The organism is Streptomyces sp. NBC_01224 (genome assembly GCF_036002945.1).
Taxonomy (GTDB): Bacteria; Actinomycetota; Actinomycetes; order Streptomycetales; family Streptomycetaceae; genus Streptomyces.
Map to the genome: position 1 here is coordinate 1275912 of NZ_CP108529.1, position 20627 is coordinate 1296538.

The following is a 20627-nucleotide window of genomic DNA, read 5'->3' on the forward strand; positions in this document are numbered from 1 at the left end:
AACAGAAATACGGTGCCGACCCATCAGGAGGCCCCGAGCTCGTTGTCGATGAATGCCAGGACCTCGTCGGCCGACGCCGCCTGGAGCTTCTCGGCGACCGCGGCCGACGTCCCGTCGCCCGTGGCGGGCTCCTCGTCCCAGCCGGAGAGGATGTCGCGCAGCCGTGCCCCGATCCGGTGGCGCGCCGTGCGGTCCGCGGAGAGCGATGCCAGGGTCTCCTCCAGCCGGTCCAACTCGGCCAGCACGGGGACGGCCTGCGGCTCGGCCTTCTCGTCGACCTCGGTCCGCAGGAAGGCTGCCAGCGCCACCGGCGTCGGGTAGTCGAACGTCAGCGTCACCGGAAGACGCAGTCCTGTGCGCGTGCTGAGCCGGTTGCGCAGTTCCACGGCGGTCAGTGACTCGAACCCGAGATCCCGGAAGGGCCGCTTCGCACCGACCGCCTCGATCTCGGTGTGACCGAGCGTCCCGGCGGCCTCGGTACGCACCAACTCCAGGAGCACCTGGCCGAGTTCGACCTCGGACAGTTCGGCCGCCGTCCTCCGGAACACCGCCGCGCTGTCCGCAGCGCCGTCTCCGGCCTCTTGTGCCGCGCGCGTGAGCTCCCGCATCCGCGGGACGTCGGCGATCAGCGGGCTGGGGCGAACCGCGGTGAGCGAGGGTCCGAAGAGTCCCCAGTCGATGTCCGCGATCAGCAGGGACGGACTGTCCTGCGCCACCGTCCGGCTCAGCGCGGGCAGCGTGGAGGCGGTCGGCAGAGCGGCCAGCCCACGGCGGCCCATCCGTTCGACGAACGCGGGGTCGGAGGTGGCCGGGCCGCCGTCCGCCCACGGCCCCCAGGCGATCGATGTGGCCGTCAGGCCCAGCGACCTGCGGTGCGCGGCGAACGCGTCGAGGTAAGCACTCGCGGCGGCGAAGGCTCCTTGGCCCGCGCCTCCGACCGTGCCGGCAATGCCGGAGAACAGGACGAAGGCGGCGAGGTCCAGCCCCTGTGTCACCTCGTGCAGGTTCCGGGCGCCGCCCACGTTGGCGCGCAGCGCGGCGGCCAGCCGCTCGGTGGTGAGCGCGCCCATGACCGCGTCGTCCAGCTCGCCGGCACCGTGGAGCACCGCAGTGATCCGATCGCCGTCGGCCGTCAGTTGCGCCACCAGGCCGGTCAGTGCGTCGCGGTCCGCCACGTCGCAGGCGGCCGCGGTGACCCTGGCGCCCGATCCGGCCAGCTCCTGGATCAGTTCGGCAGCACCCGGTGCATCAGCACCCCTGCGTCCGACAAGTACCACGTGACCTGCGCCGTTGCCGCAGAGCCAGCGGGCCAGCTGCCTGCCGATCGCTCCGGTGCCCCCCGTGACGAGCACCGTGCCCTCCGGTGTCCACGAGCGGCCGGAAGCCACTGCGGGCGCGGGCAGCAGGCGGCGGGCGAACACTCCGCCCGGACGCACGGCGAGCTGGTCCTCGTCGCCGGCCCCGGCGAGCAGGCCGCACAGCCGCGACAGCGCGCGCTCGTCGGGCATGTCGGGGAGATCGACCAATCCGCCCCACCGCTCGGGGTGTTCAAGACCGGCCACCCTGCCCATGCCCCAGACCAGGGCCTGCGCGGGGCTGATGGGTCCGTCGTGCCCACCTGTCTGGACGGCGCCCTGGGTCAGGCACCACAGGGGTGCCGCGACGGCCATGTCGCCGAGCGCCTGCACGAGGGTCACCGTCGCGGCCAGACCGGTCGTCAGCTCCGGTGTTCCGGTGACCGGCTCCTCGTCGACTGGGCACAGGGACAGGATCCCGGCGATGGTGTTGCGGTCGCCGAGCGTGTCGGCCAGCTCCCGGGACAGCTTCACCCGGTCGAGGACGTCTCCGGCCGCGCAATGCAGGACGTCGGCCCCCTGTGCGCGCATGGCGTGCGCGACGGTCGGGGCGAGTTCGCCGCTCGCGCCGGTCGCCGATGCCACGACCAGCCAGGTACCGGCGAGGGAGGCGGATCCCTCGGCCAGTGGGGTCCAACTGGACCTGTAGCGCCATGAATCGGTCGTGGAGGCCTCGCGTCGCTGCCTCCGCCAAGAGGACAGGGCGGGCAGGACCGCGCCCAACGACGTCCCTTCGATGTCGAACGTCTGGGACAGCGTGGTGAGGTCACCGTGCTCGACAGCCTCCCAGAACTGGGCGTCGACCGGGTCCACGGCACCGCCGACGGGGGCGGCCAGGGCTTCGGGCCAGTAGTGCCGGCGCTGGAAGGGGTAGGTCGGCAGGTCGACGTGGGTGGGGGCATGCCCGGCGAACAGGGTCTTCCAGTCGAGGTCGACTCCGTGCGCGTGGGCTTCGGCGAGGGAGGTCATGAAGCGGCGGGACTCGTCCTCGTCCCGTCGCAACGTCCCCAGAGCCACCGCATCACTCCCGGCCGCCTCGAACGTCTCCTGCAACCCGACCGCAAGCACCGGATGCGGACTGACCTCGACGAACACCCCATGCCCGGCACCCAGCAGAACCCGAGTCGTCTCCTCCAGACGCACCGTCCCCCGCAAATTGGTGTACCAGTACTCCGCGTCCATCCCCGCCGTGTCCAACAACCCACCCGTCACCGTCGAATACAACGGCACCCCCGAAGCCCGCGGCACCACCCCCGACAACACATCCAGCAACCGCTCACGAATCCGCTCCACATGAGCACTGTGCGACGCGTAATCAACATCAATACGCTTGGCCCGCACCCCCTCACCCCGGCACACCACCACCAACTCGTCCAACGCATCACCATCACCAGAAACAACCACCGACGACGGCCCATTCACCGCCGCCACCGACAACCGCCCACCCCACCCCGCAAGCCGCGCCTCCACCCGACCCGCCGACTCCGCCACCGACACCATCCCGCCCAGACCCGACAACTCCAAAATCGCCCGACTCCGCAACGCCACCACCCGCGCACCGTCCTCCAAGGACAACCCACCCGCCACACACACCGCCGCGATCTCCCCCTGCGAATGCCCCATCACCGCCGCAGGCACCACACCCGCCGCACGCCACACCTCGGCAAGCGACACCATCACCGCCCACAACACCGGCTGCACCACATCAACCCGATCCAACCCAGGCACACCCGACTCACCACGCAACACACCCAACAACGACCACCCCGTGAACGGCTCCAACGCCGCACCACACTCAGCCAACCGCTCCGCAAACACCGGCGAGGACTCCAACAACCCCGCAGCCATACCCACCCACTGCGACCCCTGCCCCGGAAACACAAACACCGGAGCCACCGCACCACCAGCAACACCCCGCACCACACCCGGACCGGAGCGCCCTTCCACCAGGGCACCGAGACCGGCCACCAACTCCTCGCGACCGGAGGCCGTCACCACCGCACGGTGCTCGAACCGGGAGCGGCTCACCGCCAGTGCGTGCGCGAGATCCCCCATGGACAGCTCCGGTGCGTCCGCCACCGATTCCGCCAGCCGCGCGGCCTGGTCCCGCAGCGCGCCCTCCGACTTCCCGGACAGCACGAACGGCAGCACCGCGTCGGCCGGCAGTCCGGTCTCAACGGGGACTTCTTCGTCCGGCGCCTGCTCAAGAATGACGTGCGCGTTCGTGCCGCTGATCCCGAACGACGACACACCCGCCCGCCTGGCCTCGCCCGTCTCCGGCCAGGCCGTCGGCTCGGTGAGCAGTGCGACCGCCCCCGACGTCCAGTCCACCTGCGAGGACGGAGTGTCCACGTGCAGGGTCCGGGGCAGAACACCGTGGCGGATGGCCTGCACCATCTTGATGATCCCGGCCACGCCTGCCGCGGACTGCGAGTGCCCGATGTTCGACTTGACCGACCCGAGCAGCAGCGGCCGGTCGTCCGTCCGCTCCCGCCCATAGGTGGCGAGCAGCGCCTGCGCCTCGATCGGATCACCCAGCTTGGTGCCGGTCCCGTGTGCCTCCACCGCATCCACCTGCGCCGGGGACAGCCCCGAGTTCGCCAGTGCCTGCCGGATCACGCCCTGCTGCGAGGGTCCGTTCGGCGCGGTCAGACCGTTCGACGCACCGTCCTGGTTGACCGCCGACCCTCTCACCACCGCCAGTACCCGGTGCCCGTTGCGCCGGGCGTCGGACAGCCGCTCAACGAGCACCATGCCGGCGCCCTCGGACCACCCCGTGCCGTCGGCCGCATCGGCGAAGGCCTTGCAGCGGCCATCGGCCGCCAGACCGCGCTGGCGGGAGAACTCCGCGAAAATTCCCGGGTTTGTCAGCACTGTCACGCCGCCGGCCAGTGCCATCGAGCACTCGCCCGACCGCAGGGCCTGCGTCGCCAGGTGCAGGGCGACCAGCGACGACGAGCACGCCGTGTCCACCGTGACGGCAGGGCCCTCGAACCCGAAGGTGTAGGAGACGCGACCGGATATGACACTGGTCGCATTGCCGGTCAGCAGGTGCCCCTCGGTTCCCTCCGGCAGCCGCATCCCGGCCCCGTAGCTGGACGCGGCGGTTCCTGCGAACACTCCGATGTGGTGGCCCCGCACGGACGCGGGGTCGATCCCGGCGTGCTCGAACGCCTCCCACGAGATCTCGAGCAGCAGCCGCTGCTGCGGGTCCATCGCCACGGCTTCCCGGGGCGAGATCCCGAAGAACGCCGGGTCGAACTCCGCCACCTCGTAAAGGAAGCCGCCCTCCAGCGTCGTTGACGCGCCGTCCTCGCCGCCCGCCGCGTAGAGACTGCCGAGGTCCCATCCACGGTCGGTCGGGAAGCCGGATATTCCGTCCCCGCCTGTGGCGACCAGCCGCCACAGGTCGTCGGCGCTCGCCACCCCACCGGCGTACCGGCAGCTCATGCCGACAATCGCGATCGGGTCGTCATCAGCCGCCTGGGTGGTCGGCAGGGCGACGGGGGCCTCGGGCTGTGTGCCCAGGACCTCTCCGAGTACGAAGTCGGAGAGGGCCGTCGGAGTGGGGTAGTCGAAGATCAGCGTCGCGGGGAGCCGCAGACCGGTGACCGCGTCGAGCCGGTTGCGGAGCTCCACGGCGGTCAGCGAATCGAAGCCCAGCTCCTTGAACGGCCGGTTGACGCCCACTGCTTCGGTACCGCCGTGGCCGAGCACCGCGGCGACCTGGGCGCGTACCACGTCCAGCAGGACCGTGCCGCGCTCCTCCCGGGTGAGCCCCGCGAGCTTCTGCAACAGCTTGAGCGAGCCGGCTGCGGATCCTGCCCTGCGGCGTGAGCTCGTACGGACCAGTCCGCGGAATATTCCCGCGAGCGCACCGACAGCGGCCTGTGCGCGCAGGGCCACGAGGTCCAGGTGTACGGGCACGAGCGCCGCATGGCCGCCGGCAAGCGCCGTGTCGAGGAGCTTCAGCCCTTCGTCTGCCGTCAGGGGCACTACTCCGGACCGGCTCATCCTGCTCGTATCGCCGTCGTGCAGGCGTCCGGCCATGCCGTCGGCGAGGTCCCACGGACCCCAGGCCAGCGACGTGGCCGCCTGCCCGCGGCCCGCACGGTGCAGGGCCAGCGCGTCGAGGAAGGCGTTCGCTGCCGCGTAGTTGCCCTGGCCCAGGGATCCGAAGGTTCCGGCGACCGAGGAGAACAGGACGAACATCGACAGGTCCAGCTGCTCGGTGAGCTCGTGGAGGTGTACGGCCGCGTCAACCTTGGGGCTCAGTACGGTATCCAGCCGGTCTGCGGTCAGCGAGGAGACGACACCGTCGTCGACGACGCCGGCCGCATGCACCACACCCGTCAGGGGGCGGTCGGCCGGGATCGCGGCGAGTACCGCAGCCAGTTGCTGCCGGTCGGCTGCGTCACAGGCGGCCAGTGCCACCTCGGCGCCGGCCGCCCTCAGCTCTGCGGCGAGCTCGGCGGCGCCCGGTGCGTCGGGGCCGCGGCGGCTGGTCAGTACCAGGCTGCGGACGCCGTGCCGGGCCACGAGGTGCCGTGCGACCAGGGCACCGAGGGCGCCCGTCGCGCCGGTGACCAGGACGGTGCCGTGCGCCTTCGGTTCCGCCGCTTCCAGGCGTGTCGCCGCCCGGGTCAGCCGGGGTGCGAAGGCACGGCCCGCGCGGATCGCGACCTGGGGTTCGCCGCCCTCCAGTGTGGCGGCCAGGGCGCCGAGCGAGTCGGCGTGGTCGTCCAGGTCGATGAGCAGGAGCCGGCCGGGGTTCTCGGACTGGGCCGACCGTACGAGGCCCCAGGCGGTTGCGCCCGCGAGGTCGTCGGGTCCGCTGTCTCCGACGGCGACCGCGCCCTGGCTGACTACGGCCAGGACGGAGTCCGCGAATCGGTCGTCGCTCAGCCACTCCTGCACGGTCGCGAGGACCGCGTGACTGGTGGAGTGTGTACGGGAGGACAGACCCTCGTCGGCGACTTCCGGGAAGCAGAAGACGACGTCGGGTGTCCGGTCGAGGGTGGCGAGATCCGCGTACGCCGGTATGCCGAGCGGGGCGAGCATGCCCTGCTCTCCCAGAACGGCCCAGGTGCCCGCGTCGGCGTGGGACGGCAGCTTCACCGGCACCCATTCCAGGGCGAAGAGCGAGTCCCGTTCGCCGGAGTCGGTCCGGAGCTGCTCGGGTGTCACCGGAGTCAGCACCACAGACTCGGCGGCGGCGACCGGCTCGCCGGTCTCGTCGGCCATGAAGACGGAGACGCCCTGCTCCACCGGGCGGATCAGCACACGCAGCGCCTTCGCCCCCACCGCGGACAGTGTCACGCCGGACCACAAGGACGGCAGGCCACCGGAAACCGGGTGGCAGGCTGCGGCCAGCAGAGCCGGATGCATACCGAATCCCTTGATGTCCGTGTCCTCGTCGAGCGCGATCTCGGCGAACAGGTCATCGCCTCGCCTCCATACCGCGTGCAGTCCACGGAACGCGGGGCCGAAGTCGTAACCGGCGTCGGCCAGATCGTCGTACACGCTCTGCACCGATGCCGGGGCGGCGTCCTTCGGCGGCCACACCGCGAACTCCGGTGAAGCAGCCGGGATTTCATGGGCCGGGGCCAGCACGCCCGCGGCGTGCAGCGTCCAGTCCGTCTCCGGGCCACCTGCGGTGGGGCGCGCGTACACCTCCACCTTGCGCCGCCCGGTGCCGTCATCGGCCGTGACGACCAGCTGGATGCCGACCGACGTGTGCTCGGGCAGGACCAGCGGGGTGCGTACGGTCATCGAATCCAGCAGTTCGGCGCCGAACCGTTCGCCCGCGTGGAGCGCCAGCTCGACGAAGGCCGTGCTCGGGACGACAACGGAACCCAGCACCAGGTGGTCACCGAGCCAGGGGTGGGACTCGACCGACAGCCGCCCGGTGAACAGGAACCCGTCGGTACCGGCCAGCCGCACGCCGGCTCCCAGCAGCGGGTGATCGGAACGGCCCATACCGGCTGCCGCCATGTCCCCCAGCGGAGCCGTGGGCGCGGAAAGCCAGTAGCGCTCGTGCTGGAAGGCGTACGTGGGCAGGTCGATGCGGCGGGCGCCGGTGCCGGCGAAGTACGCGGCCCAGTCGACGGACGTACCGCGTACGTGGAGTTCGGCGAGGGCGGTGACGAGCGTCAGCGGCTCGTCGCGGTCCCTGCGCAGAGCCGGTACGAACGCCGAGTCCTCGACACAGTCCTGCCCCATCGCGGACAGCACACCGTCCGGACCCAACTCCAGGAACGTCGCCACACCCTGGTCCTGAAGGGCACGCATCCCGTCCAGGAAACGCACCGCCTCACGGACATGGCGCACCCAGTAATCGGCCGAGCAGATCTCCTCGTCCGACACGACCCGACCGGTCACGTTCGAGACGATCCCGATCCCGGGCGCCTGGAACGTCAGCTCCTCGGCGACCCTACGGAACTCGTCCAGCATGGCGTCCATGCGCGGCGAGTGGAACGCGTGGCTGACGCGGAGGCGCTTGGTCTTACGGCCCTCCGCCCCGAAATGCGCGGCGATCGCCAGAACCGCGTCCTCGTCACCCGAAACCACCGTCGCAGACGGCCCGTTGAGCGCGGCGATCGAGACCGAGTCACTCAGATGCGGAAGGACTTCGTCCTCCGTCGCCTGGAGCGACACCATCGCCCCACCGGTCGGCAACGCCTGCATGAGGCGGCCCCGGGCCGCCACCAGCCTCGCCGCGTCCTCCAGCGACAACACCCCGGCCACATGCGCAGCCGACAACTCACCAATCGAATGCCCCAGCAGATAGTCCGGCTTCACACCCCACGCCGACACCAACCGGAACAACGCCACCTCAAGCGCGAACAACCCCGCCTGCGTGAACTCCGTCTGATCCAGCAGCTCACCGCCCTCGAACACCACCTCACGGACCGGCCGGTCCAGATGCCGGTCCAACTCCGCACACACCACATCAAACGCATCCGCGAACACCGGATACGCCCCATACAACTCACGGCCCATACCCGACCGCTGCGCACCCTGACCCGAGAACAGCACACCGGTCCGACCCGGTGTCACCGACCCCTCGACCGTCCGGTCACCCATCACCACGGCACGGTGTTCCAGTGCCGCACGCGTCGTCACCAGCGAGAACCCGACATCCAGCGGATCCCGGTCCCCGGCGAACGCCGACAACCGCTCCACCTGGGCAACGAGTGCCTCGGCCGTCCTCGCCGACACCACCCACGGCACCACCGGCACCGGGACACCCACGACCTCTGCCGCCGCCTCGATCTCCGGAGCCTGCTCCAGGATCACGTGCGCGTTCGTACCACTGATCCCGAACGAGGACACCGCGGCACGCCGCGCCTCACCCGTCTCCGGCCACGCCACCGACTCCGTCAGCAGCTCCACCGCACCCGCCGACCAGTCGACGTGCGATGTCGGCTCGTCCACGTGGAGGGTACGGGGCAGCAGCCCGTGGCGCATGGCCTGCACCATCTTGATGACCCCGGCCACACCGGCCGCGGCCTGCGTGTGACCGATGTTCGACTTGATCGACCCGAGCAGCAGCGGCCGGCCCTCCGCCCGCCCCTGCCCATACGTCGCCAGCAGCGCCTGCGCCTCGATCGGGTCACCCAGCCGGGTGCCGGTCCCGTGCGCGTCGACGGCATCGATGTCCCCGGCGGTGACTCCCGCGTTCGCCAGCGCCTGCCGGATGACGCGCTGCTGCGAGGGCCCGTTCGGGGCCGTCAGACCGTTCGACGCACCGTCCTGGTTGACCGCTGAACCGCGCACGACAGCGAGCACGTGGTGCCCATTCCGCCGCGCGTCCGACAGCCGCTCCACCAGCACCATGCCGACGCCCTCGGACCACCCCGTACCGTCCGCCGCCTCGGCGAACGGCTTGCAACGGCCGTCGGGTGCCAGCCCGCGCTGGCGGCTGAATTCGATGAAGATGCCCGGGTCGGCCATGACCGTGACACCGCCGGCCAGCGCCATGGTGCACTCACCCTGACGCAGCGCCTGCACCGCGAGGTGAAGGGCCACCAGCGAGGACGAGCATGCCGTGTCCACCGTGACGGCAGGACCCTCAAGGCCGAAGGTGTACGACACCCGGCCGGACACCACGCTGGTCGCGCTGCCGGTCAGGGCGTTGCCCTCGAAGCCTTCGGGCAGCTGCGCCCCGGCCCCGTAGGCGGAGGACGACGCACCGGCGAACACACCGGTTGCACTCCCGCGCATGTCGGCGGGGTCGATACCCGCGTGTTCGAACGTCTCCCAGGCCGTCTCCAGCAGCAGCCGCTGCTGCGGGTCCATCCCCAGGGCCTCACGCGGCGAGATCCCGAAGAAGCCGGGGTCGAAGGCGCTCGCGCCGGTCAAGAAGCCACCATCGCGCACGGTGGTCAGCTGTTCGGCGGTTCCGTCCGATTCGAGGGCGTTCAGCCGGTCGGCATTCCATCCACGGTCGTCGGGGAAACCGGTGATCGCGTCACCGCCGTCGATGAGCAGCCGCCACAGGTCGTCGGGCGAGTTCACCTCGCCGGGGAATCGGCAGCTCATGCCGACGATCGCGATCGGGTCGTCGTCAGCGGCGGTGAGAAGCGCGCTCGCGATCTCTGGTACGACGACGCCCAGGATCTCGGTCAGCAGGAATCCGGCGAGCGCGGCAGGGGTGGGGTAGTCGAAGACGAGGGTCGCGGGAAGCCGGAGACCCGTCGCGGCATTCAGCCGGTTGCGCAGCTCCACCGCCGTCAGGGAGTCGACGCCCAGCTCCTTGAACTGCTTGTCGCCGTCGACCGTTTCAACACCGGCGTGGCCGAGCACGGAGGCCGCCTGGGTGCGTACGAGATCCAGCAGTTCCCGGTCGCGCTCCTGCGGGTCGAGTCCGGCGAGGCGCTGCCCCAGGGTGGACGAACCCGTCGCGACTGCGACCGGAGCCCGGCGTCGGCCGGAGGTGCGGACCAGTCCGCGGAACACTGCCGGCAGCGCACCTGCGGCGGCCTGCGCCTGAAGGGCCGTGAGATCCAGGCCGACCGGCACCAGCGCGGCCCGTGGGGAGGCCAGCGCGGCGTCGAGGAGGGCGAGTCCCTGCTCGTCCGCGAGCGGCAGGACGCCGGAGCGCACCATGCGGTCCACGTCGGAGCCGTCGAGTTGTCCGAGCATGCCGTCCGTGGTGGCCCAGGGGCCCCAGGCCAGCGAGGTGGCCGCCAGTCCCGCCCTGCGACGCTGCTGGGCGAGGCCGTCGAGGAAGGCGTTGGCTGCCGCGTAGTTCGCCTGACCGGGTCCGCCGAAGACGCCGGCTACGGAGGAGAACGTGACGAACATCGACAGGTCGAGGCCCGCGGTCAGTTCGTGCAGGTGGACCGCGCCGTCGACCTTGGGACGCAGCACGGTGTCGAGGCGCTCGCGCGTCATGGACGACACCACACCGTCGTCGAGGACACCTGCGGCGTGCACAACGCCGGTCAGCGGCCGGTCCTCCGGCACAGCCGCCAGAACAGCTGCCAGTTGGTCGCGGTCGGTGACGTCGCAGGCGGCCAGCACGACGTCGGCGCCGGCCTCGGTCAGTTCGGCGGCGAGCGCGGCGGCGCCGGCGGCCGATGCCCCGCGGCGGCCCGTCAGGACGAGGCTGCGTACACCGTGCTCGGCCACGAGATGGCGTGCCACCAGTCCACCGAGGGCGCCGGTCGCCCCGGTCACCAGGACCGTCCCGTGGCGCTCCACGGGTTCGGGCACGGTCAGGACGACCTTACCGACATGGCGTGCCTTGGCCAGGAAGCGGAACGCCTCCGGCGCCTGCCTCACATCCCAGGTGCGGATCGGCAGCGGCTTGAGCGCACCGCTGTCGAAGAGCGCGAGCACCTCGGCCATCAACTGGCCGATCCGCTCGGGGCCGGCCTCGATCAGGTCGAAGGCCTGGTAGTCCACGCCCGGGAAGGCCTCGGCGATCGCGTCCGCGTCACGGATGTCGGTCTTGCCCATCTCCATGAACCGGCCGCCACGCGGCAGCAGGCGCAGTGACGCGTCCACGAACTCCCGGGCGAGGGAGTCCAGGACGACGTCGACGCCGCGGCCTTCGGTGACGTCGAGGAACTGTCGTTCGAAGTCGAGTGTGCGCGAGGAGGCGATGTGCGCGTCGTCGAGTCCGAGCGAGCGCACCACGTCCCACTTGCCGCTGCTCGCTGTACCGAAGACCTCTGCACCCAGGTGCTGCGCGAGCTGCACGGCGGCCATGCCGACGCCACCGGCGGCGGCGTGGATGAGGACCGACTCGCCGGGCTGCAGCTGCCCCAGGTCCACGAGTGCGTAGTAGGCGGTCATGAAGACCACCGGAGCCGATGCCGCTTCGGTGAAGGACCAACCGTCCGGGATACGTGCCAGGGTGCGGCGGTCGGTCACCGCCACCGGTCCGAACGCGCCGGAGAACAGGCCCATCACTCGGTCGCCGGGCTCCAGGCCGGTGACGCCGGGGCCGGTCTCCAGGACGATGCCGGCGCCCTCGATGCCCATGGTGGCGTCACCGGGATACACGCCGAGTGCGATGAGCACATCGCGGAAGTTCAGGCCTGCGGCACGCATGCCGACCCGTACCGCCCCCGGGGCGAGGGGCTCGGCGACATCGAGGCAGTCGGCGAGCGCGAGGTTCTCGAAGGTGCCCTTCTCCGTGATGTCCAGGCGCCACGGTGTGTTCCCGGACGGCGGTACGAGGGTCTCCCCCGCCGAGAGACGGCCCAGCCGGGGTACGAACACGTCACCGGCACGGATGGCGAGCTGCGGCTCACCGGTGGCCAGTGCGGGAAGCAGTGCTGCGTGGGAGTCGTCGCGGGATTCGTCGAGGTCCACGAGGACCATCCGGCCGGGGTTCTCGGACTGCGCCGAACGGATCAGGCCCCAAGCCGCCGCGCCGGCCAGGTCGGACAGCTCGTCCTCCCCGGCGCGGGCCACGACCGCCCCGCAGGTAGCGACCACCAGCAAGGCGTCGGCGAAGCGGGGATCGGCCAGCCATTCCTGGACCAGCACGAGCAGCTCGTGCGCGCTCCGGCGCACATCGGACGCCAGGTCGTCGCCGGCCTCGGCGTGGTGGGTGACGAGGACGAGGTCGACGGCCGGGTCCACGGCGGCCAGGTCCGCGTACGGTTCGGCGCCCAGGGACACCGGCCAGTCCTCGCCGATCACGGCCCACCGGCGGGCGGGACCGTCCGACGGCAGCGGCGGCACGGAGAGAGGTGTCCAGTCAAGGTGGAACAACGCGTCCTGATCGGCTCCGGACGCCGCCAATTGCTCCGCGGTCACCGGACGCAGTACCAGCGACTCGACGTGGGCGACCGGGGAACCGGAACCGTCGGCGGCCAGGAGGCGGATACCCGACGCCGTGGGAGTGATCCGCACCCGCAGCACGGATGCGCCGACCGCGTACAGGGAGACACCGGACCAGGCGAACGGCAGACCGACCCCCGTTGCCTCGCCCCGGGATTCGCCGCCGCCGCTCAGCCCCATCGCGTGCAGGGCGGAGTCGAGCAGGGCGGGATGCAGACCGAACCGTTCGGCCTCTGCACCGTCGGGCAGCGCGACCTCGGCGAAGATCTCCTCGCCGCGACGCCATGCCGCCCGCAGCCCCTGGAACACGGGGCCGTAGCCGTAGCCGTTCTCGGCCAGACGCTCGTAGTGCCCGCCGACGGACACGGCGACGGCGTCGCGGGGCGGCCACTCGGCCAGCTCCGGGTCGTCGGTCTCGGCGCCGGCGGGGGCCAGCGCACCGGCCGCGTGCTGCTGCCACGGGAGGGCGTCATCCTCACCTTCGGCGGCCCGGGAGTACAGGGCAACGGAACGCTTGCCTTCCGCGTCCTGCGCACCCACCGTCAGTTGTACGTCGACTCCACCGTGCTCGGGAAGCACCAGCGGTGTCTGGAGCGTCAGCTCCTCGATGAGACCGCAACCGACATGTTCGCCGGCTTGCAGGACAAGTTCCACATAGGCCGTGCCCGGGAGCAGGACCGCACCCAGTACGGCGTGGTCGCCGAGCCACGGATGTGTCTGCAGCGACAGGCGACCGGTCATGATCAGCCCGTCCGCGTCGGCCCGCGTCATCGCAGCACCGAGCATCGGGTGTCCGACAGGGCGCAGTCCGAATGCGGATACGTCACCCGCCCACCGCGCTGCGGCGGCGGGCCAGTAGTGCTCACGCTGGAAGGCATACGTGGGCAGGTCGACGCGGCGGGCGCCGGTGCCGGCGAAGTACGCGGCCCAGTCGACGGACGTACCGCGCACGTGGAGTTCGGCAAGGGCGGTCACGAGCGTCAGCGCCTCGTCACGGTCCCTGCGCAGAGCCGGTACGAACGCCGAGTCCTCCACACAGTCCTGCCCCATCGCGGACAGCACACCGTCCGGGCCCAACTCCAGGAACGTGGCCACACCCTGGTCCTGGAGCGCACGCATCCCGTCGAGGAAACGCACCGCCTCACGGACGTGGCGCACCCAGTAGTCCGCCGAGCAGATCTCCTCGTCCGACACGACCCGACCGGACACGTTCGAGACGATGGCGATCTGCGGAGCGTTGAAGGTGAGGCCCTCGGCGACCGCACGGAACTCGTCCAGCATGGCGTCCATGCGCGGCGAGTGGAAGGCGTGGCTGACGCGGAGGCGCTTGGTCTTTCGGCCCTCCGAGCCGAAGTGGGCGGCGATCGCCAGAACCGCGTCCTCGTCACCCGACACCACCGTCGAAGACGGCCCGTTGAGCGCGGCGATCGAGACCGAGTCGCTCAGATGCGGAAGGACTTCGTCCTCCGTCGCCTGGAGCGAGACCATCGCCCCACCCGTCGGCAACGCCTGCATCAGCCGGCCCCGGGCCGCCACCAGCCTCGCCGCGTCCTCCAGCGACAACACCCCGGCCACATGCGCAGCCGACAACTCACCAATCGAATGCCCCAACAGATAGTCAGGCTTCACACCCCACGCCGACACCAGCCGGAACAACGCCACCTCAAGCGCGAACAACCCCGCCTGCGTGAACTCCGTCTGATCCAGCAGCTCACCACCGCCGAAGACCACCTCACGGACCGGCCGGTCCAGATGCCGGTCCAACTCCGCACACACCGCATCGAACGCATCCGCGAACACCGGATACGACTCGTACAGCTCACGGCCCATACCCGACCGCTGCGCACCCTGACCCGAGAACAACACCGCCGACTTACCCGACGCGACCGTGCCCCGAACCGTCCGATCGCCGATGACCACCGCACGGTGATTCATCGCCGCACGCGTCGTCACCAACGAGAACCCGACATCCACCGGATCCCGATCCCCGACGAACGCCGACAACCGCTCCACCTGGCCGGCCAGCCCCGCCTCGGACTTCGCCGACACCACCCACGGCACCACCGGCACCGGGACACCAACGGAGTCTTCCGCCGTCTCCACCTCAGGAGCCTGCTCAAGAATGATGTGCGCGTTCGTACCGCTGATCCCGAACGACGACACCCCCGCCCGACGCAGCTCACCCGTCTCCGGCCACGCCACCTGCTCAGTCAGCAACTCCACAGCGCCCATCGACCAGTCGACATGTGTGGACGGGCCGTCGACGTGCAGGGTCTGCGGCAGCACACCGTGCCGCATCGCCAGCACCATCTTGATAATCCCGGCCACGCCGGCAGCGGCCTGCGTGTGACCGATGTTCGACTTGATCGAACCCAGCAGCAGCGGCCGGTCCTCCGGCCGCCCCTGCCCGTACGTCGCCAGCAGGGCCTGCGCCTCGATCGGGTCACCCAGCGTCGTACCCGTACCGTGCGCCTCCACCACATCAACCTGCGTGGACTCCAGAGCCGCACTCGCCAGTGCCTGGCGGATCACCCGCTGCTGCGACGGACCGTTCGGCGCCGTCAGACCGTTCGACGCACCGTCCTGGTTCACCGCAGAGCCCCGCACCACCGCCAGCACCTCATGGCCATGACGCCGCGCGTCCGAGAGCCGCTCCACGAGGAGCATGCCCACGCCCTCACCCCAGCCGGTGCCGTCCGCCGCATCGGCGAACGCCTTGCACCGGCCGTCCACTGCGAGACCGCCCTGCCGGGAGAACTCCACGAAGGCACCCGGCATAGACATGACGGTCACACCACTGGCCAAGGCCATGGTGCACTCGCCCTCCCTCAGCGCCTGCGCCGCGAGATGCAGGGCAACCAGAGAAGAGGAGCACGCGGTGTCCACTGTCACCGCCGGGCCTTCGAGACCCAGGGTGTACGCGATGCGGCCGGACAGGACACTGGCAGAGCTTCCTGTGGCGCCGTACCCGACGACGGAGTCGCCCGCGCCGCCCAGGACGTAGCCGTAGTCCTGGCCGTTGGTTCCGGTGAATACACCGACCCGGTTGCCCTTGAGGGAGGTCGGGTCGATGCCCGCACGCTCGAAGACCTCCCATGACGCCTCAAGGAGCAGTCGCTGCTGCGGGTCCATGGCCAGTGCCTCACGCGGCGAGATCCCGAAGAAGCCGGGGTCGAACTGCGCGGCATCGTGCAGGAATCCACCCTCGGAGACGTAGGACGTGCCCACGTTCTGGGGATCCGGATCGTAGAGCGCGCTCACGTCCCAGTTACGGTCCTCCGGGAAGCCGGAGATGCCGTCTCCCCCGGACTCGAGCAGAGTCCACAGCTCCTCGGGTGACGCGACGCCACCGGGGAACCGGCAGCTCATGCCGACGATGACGATGGGGTCCTCGGCGTACTCCCTGGTCACTGCGGCCGTGTGCAGGGCCTCCGGGGTCTCGCCGAACACCTCCGTGCGGACGTGGTCCGCCAGCACCGTCGGGGTCGGGTAGTCGAAGATCAGCGTCGAGGGCAGGGACAGGCCGGTAGCCGCAGTCAGCCTGTTGCGCAGCTCGACGGCGGTGAGTGAGTCGAAGCCGAGTTGCTGGAACGCTCGGTCGGCGGGGACCTCTTCGGCGCTTCGGTGTCCCAGTACGGCAGCGGCCTCACGGCGGACGAGGTCGAGCAGTTCCGCGTCGCGCTCCGGTGTGGAGAGACTTGCCAGGTGCTGCTTGAATGCGGAACTCTCGGCCAGACCCTCTGCGGGGCCCTCGGCGCGCTCAAGGATCTGCCGCACTTCGGGCAGGCCGGCGAGGAGCGGGCTCGGCCGCAGGGCCGTGAACGCGGGTGCGAAGCGTTCCCAGTCCACGTCGGCGACCGCCACGTGCACGTCGTTCTCGGCCAGCGCCCGATGGAGTGCGGTGATCGCGGTGGCCGGCGGCATCGTGGGCAGTCCACGTCGCCGCAGTTCGGCTTCGCCGATCTCCTCGATCATGCCGCCCTGGCCCCAGGGGCCCCAGCTGATGGAGGTGGCGGTCAGGCCGCGGGCCCGTCGTCGCTCGGCCAGCGCGTCGAGGTGCGCGTTGGCCGCCGCATACGCCGCGTGGCCGCCGCTGCCCCAGACAGCGCTGATCGACGAGAACAGCACGAACGCGTCCAGCGACCGGTCACCGAAGACCGCGTCAAGGTTCTCCGCACCCACCACCTTCGCACGCAGCACACCCGTGAACTCCTCCGCGGTCATACCGACCAGCCCGGTCATCTGACCGACACCCGCCGCATGGAACACCGCGCGCACCGGGTCCCCGGCCGCTTCGACCTCCTCCACAAGCGCCGCCACAGCATCCCGGTCACTCACATCACACGCCACCACCACAACCTCGGCGCCCAGCCCCTCCAACTCCGAGACCAACCCCGCCGGAGCCGAACCACCACGACTCACCAGCACCACACGACCGGCACCCTCACCCACCACCCACCGAGCCACATGCCCACCCAACGCACCCGAACCACCCGTCACCAACACCGTCCCACCAACCACCACACCCGCACCCGCACCCGCACCCGGAGCACGGACCACACGCCGCCCGAACACACCCGAACCCCGCACCGCAACCTGATCCTCACCACCCGAACCAGCCAACACCCCACACAACCGGCCCAACACCCGCTCATCCACCACCCCCGGCACATCAACCAACCCACCCCACACCCCAGGCAACTCCAACCCAGCCACCCGCCCCAGACCCCACACCTGAGCACCCAACGGATCCACCACACCATCCGCACGCCCCACCGACACCGCACCACTCGTCACACACCACAACCGCACCGGCACATCCACACCCGCCAACGCCTGCACCAACCCCAACGTCCCCAACCCGTCCAACAACGACACCACACCCGAAACCCCAACCAAACGCTCCCCCAACACCCCACCATCAACCACCCCGTCAACCACCAACAACCCCGCACCACGACCCACCAACCCCGACACCACCGGGCCATCCACCCCACCCGGAGCACACACCACCAACCAACCACCCACAAGCGACTCCGACACCACACCAGCAACCGACTTCCACACCACCCGATAACGCCAGGAATCCGCGGTGGAGAGTTCACGCGACTGGCGACGCCAGGACGAGAGAACAGGCATGACCTCGCGGAGGGACCCGATGTCGGCCGAGTCCAGCGTCCGGGCCAGGGCGTCGAGGTCACCGCTCTCGACGGCATCCCAGAAGCGGCGGTCCGACGCCGAGCCGTAAGTGTCGTCGGTCACGAGGGCGACCGGGGCGGTGTCGGGCCAGTAGCGCTCGTGCTGGAAGGCGTACGTCGGCAGCTCCACCTGGACGGCACCGGAAGGAGCGAAGTACGCGTCCCACGCGATGTGCACTCCACGCACATGTGCCTCGGCGAGAGCCCCCACCAGCGACTGTGTGGCGTCGCGGTCCTTACGGAGCGCCGACAGGAAAGCGGTGCCCTCGGCAGTGACACAGTCCTGTCCCAGGGCAGAGAGCACACCGTCCGGACCCAGCTCCAGGAACGTGGCCACGCCCTGGTCCTGGAGGGCACGCATCCCGTCCAGGAAACGCACCGCCTCACGGACATGGCGCACCCAGTAGTCCGCCGAGCAGATCTCCTCGTCCGACACGACCCGACCGGACACGTTCGAGACGATGGCGATCTGCGGAGCGTTGAAGGTGAGTCCCTCGGCGACCGCACGGAACTCATCCAGCATCGCGTCCATGCGCGGCGAGTGGAAGGCGTGGCTGACGCGGAGGCGCTTGGTCTTTCGGCCCTCCGCCCCGAAATGCGCGGCGATCGCCAGAACCGCGTCCTCGTCACCCGAAACCACCGTCGAAGACGGCCCGTTGAGCGCGGCGATCGAGACCGAGTCGCTCAGATGCGGAAGGACTTCGTCCTCGGTCGCCTGGAGCGAGACCATCGCCCCACCCGCCGGCAACGCCTGCATCAGCCGGCCCCGGGCCGCCACCAGCCTCGCCGCGTCCTCCAGCGACAACACCCCGGCCACATGCGCAGCCGACAACTCACCGATCGAATGCCCCAACAAGAAGTCCGGCTTCACACCCCACGCCGACACCAACCGGAACAACGCCACCTCAAGCGCGAACAGCCCCGCCTGCGTGAACTGCGTCTGATCCAGCAGCTCACCACCCTCGAACACCACCTCACGGACCGGCCGGTCCAGATACCGGTCCAACTCCGCACACACCACATCGAACGCATCCGCGAACACCGGATACGACTCGTACAGCTCACGGCCCATACCCGACCGCTGCGCACCCTGACCCGAGAACAACACCGCCGACCGGCCTTCGACCACCTCGCCCCGCACGGTCCGGTCACCGATCAGCACCGCACGATGCTCCAACGCCGCACGCGTCGTCACCAACGAGAACCCGACATCCACCGGATCCCGATCCCCGACGAACGCCGACAACCGCTCCACCTGCGCCGAAAGACCCGCCTCGGACTTCGCCGACACCACCCACGGCACCACCGGCAACACGACACCGGCCGCGTTGTCCACCACGGCTTCGGTCTCCAGGGCCTGCTCCAGGACCACGTGCGCGTTCGTGCCACTGATCCCGAACGACGACACCCCCGCCCGGCGCGCCTCACCCGTCTCCGGCCACGCCACCGACTCCGTCAGCAGCTCCACCGCACCCGCCGACCAGTCCACCTGCGACGACGGACCGTCCACATGCAGCGTCCGCGGCACCACACCGTGCCGCATCGCCATCACCATCTTGATCACACCGGCCACACCCGCAGCAGACTGCGTGTGACCGATGTTCGACTTGATGGAACCGAGCAGCAGCGGCCGGTCCTCCGGCCGCCCCTGCCCGTACGTCGCCAGCAGGGCCTGCGCCTCGATCGGGTCACCCAGCCGGGTGCCCGTGCCATGGCCCTCCACGACGTCCACCTGGGTGGGGGACAGCCTGGCACTGGCCAGCGCCTGGCTGATCACTCGCTGCTGCGCGGGGCCGTTCGGCGCCGTCAGACCGTTCGATGCACCGTCCTGGTTCACCGCAGAGCCCCGGACCACCGCCAGGACCTGATGACCGTTACGTCGTGCGTCGGACAGCCGCTCCAGCAGGAGCATCCCCACGCCCTCGCCCCAGCCCGTGCCGTCTGCGGCCTCGGCGAACGCCTTGCATCGGCCGTCGGCCGCCAGGCCCCGCTGCCGGGAGAATTCCACGAAGACGCCGGGGTTGGACATGACGGTGACGCCGCCGGCCAGCGCCTGCGTGCACTCGCCGGAGCGCAGCGCCTGGATCGCCCAGTGCATGGCGACGAGCGACGACGAGCACGCCGTGTCCACCGTCACGGCCGGGCCCTCCAGACCCAGCGTGTACGAGACCCGGCCGGACAGCACCGAGGTGACATCCCCGGTCAGCGCGTGCCCGTCCGAGCCGGGCGACGCTGCCATACCGATGCCGTACCCCTGGGTGGAGGCGCCGATGAAGACGCCCGTACGGCTGCCGCGTACGGAGAGCGGGTCGATGCCCGCACGCTCGAACGCCTCCCACGACGTCTCCAGCAGCAGCCGCTGCTGCGGGTCCATCGCCAGCGCCTCACGCGGCGAGATCCCGAAGAGGCCCGGATCGAAGTCGGCGGCGTCGTAGAGGAATCCGCCCTCGTTCGCGTACGAAGTACCCGGGTGCGCGAGGTCGGGGTCCGGGTCGTACAGCTTTTCGAGGTCCCAGCCCCGGTCTGCGGGGAACCCCGCGATGGCGTCACCGCCGGAGGCCACCAGGTCCCACAGCTGCTCCGGGGAGCGCACATCGCCCGGGTAGCGGCAGCTCATCGCGACGATCGCGATGGGGTCCGCTTCGCCGGACTCGACATGGCGAAGTCGCTGGCGAGTCTGCTGGAGCTCACCGACCACCTTGGTCAGGTACTCGCGCAGCTTCTCTTCGTCCGCCATCAGTACATCGCTCCCGTGAGTCGTACAGGAAAATTC

Annotated in this window: 1 protein-coding gene; it reads right to left on the minus strand. The window is 70.4% G+C overall.

Annotated elements, in window-relative coordinates; translation table 11 throughout:
- Window positions 1-23 precede the first annotated feature (23 nt).
- Window positions 24-20591 carry a type I polyketide synthase gene (locus OG609_RS05480; protein ID WP_442817939.1) on the minus strand — a complete coding sequence of 6856 codons (20568 nt, stop codon included), beginning with the start codon at window positions 20589-20591 and terminating at the stop codon, window positions 24-26.
- Window positions 20592-20627: the final 36 nt, after the last annotated feature.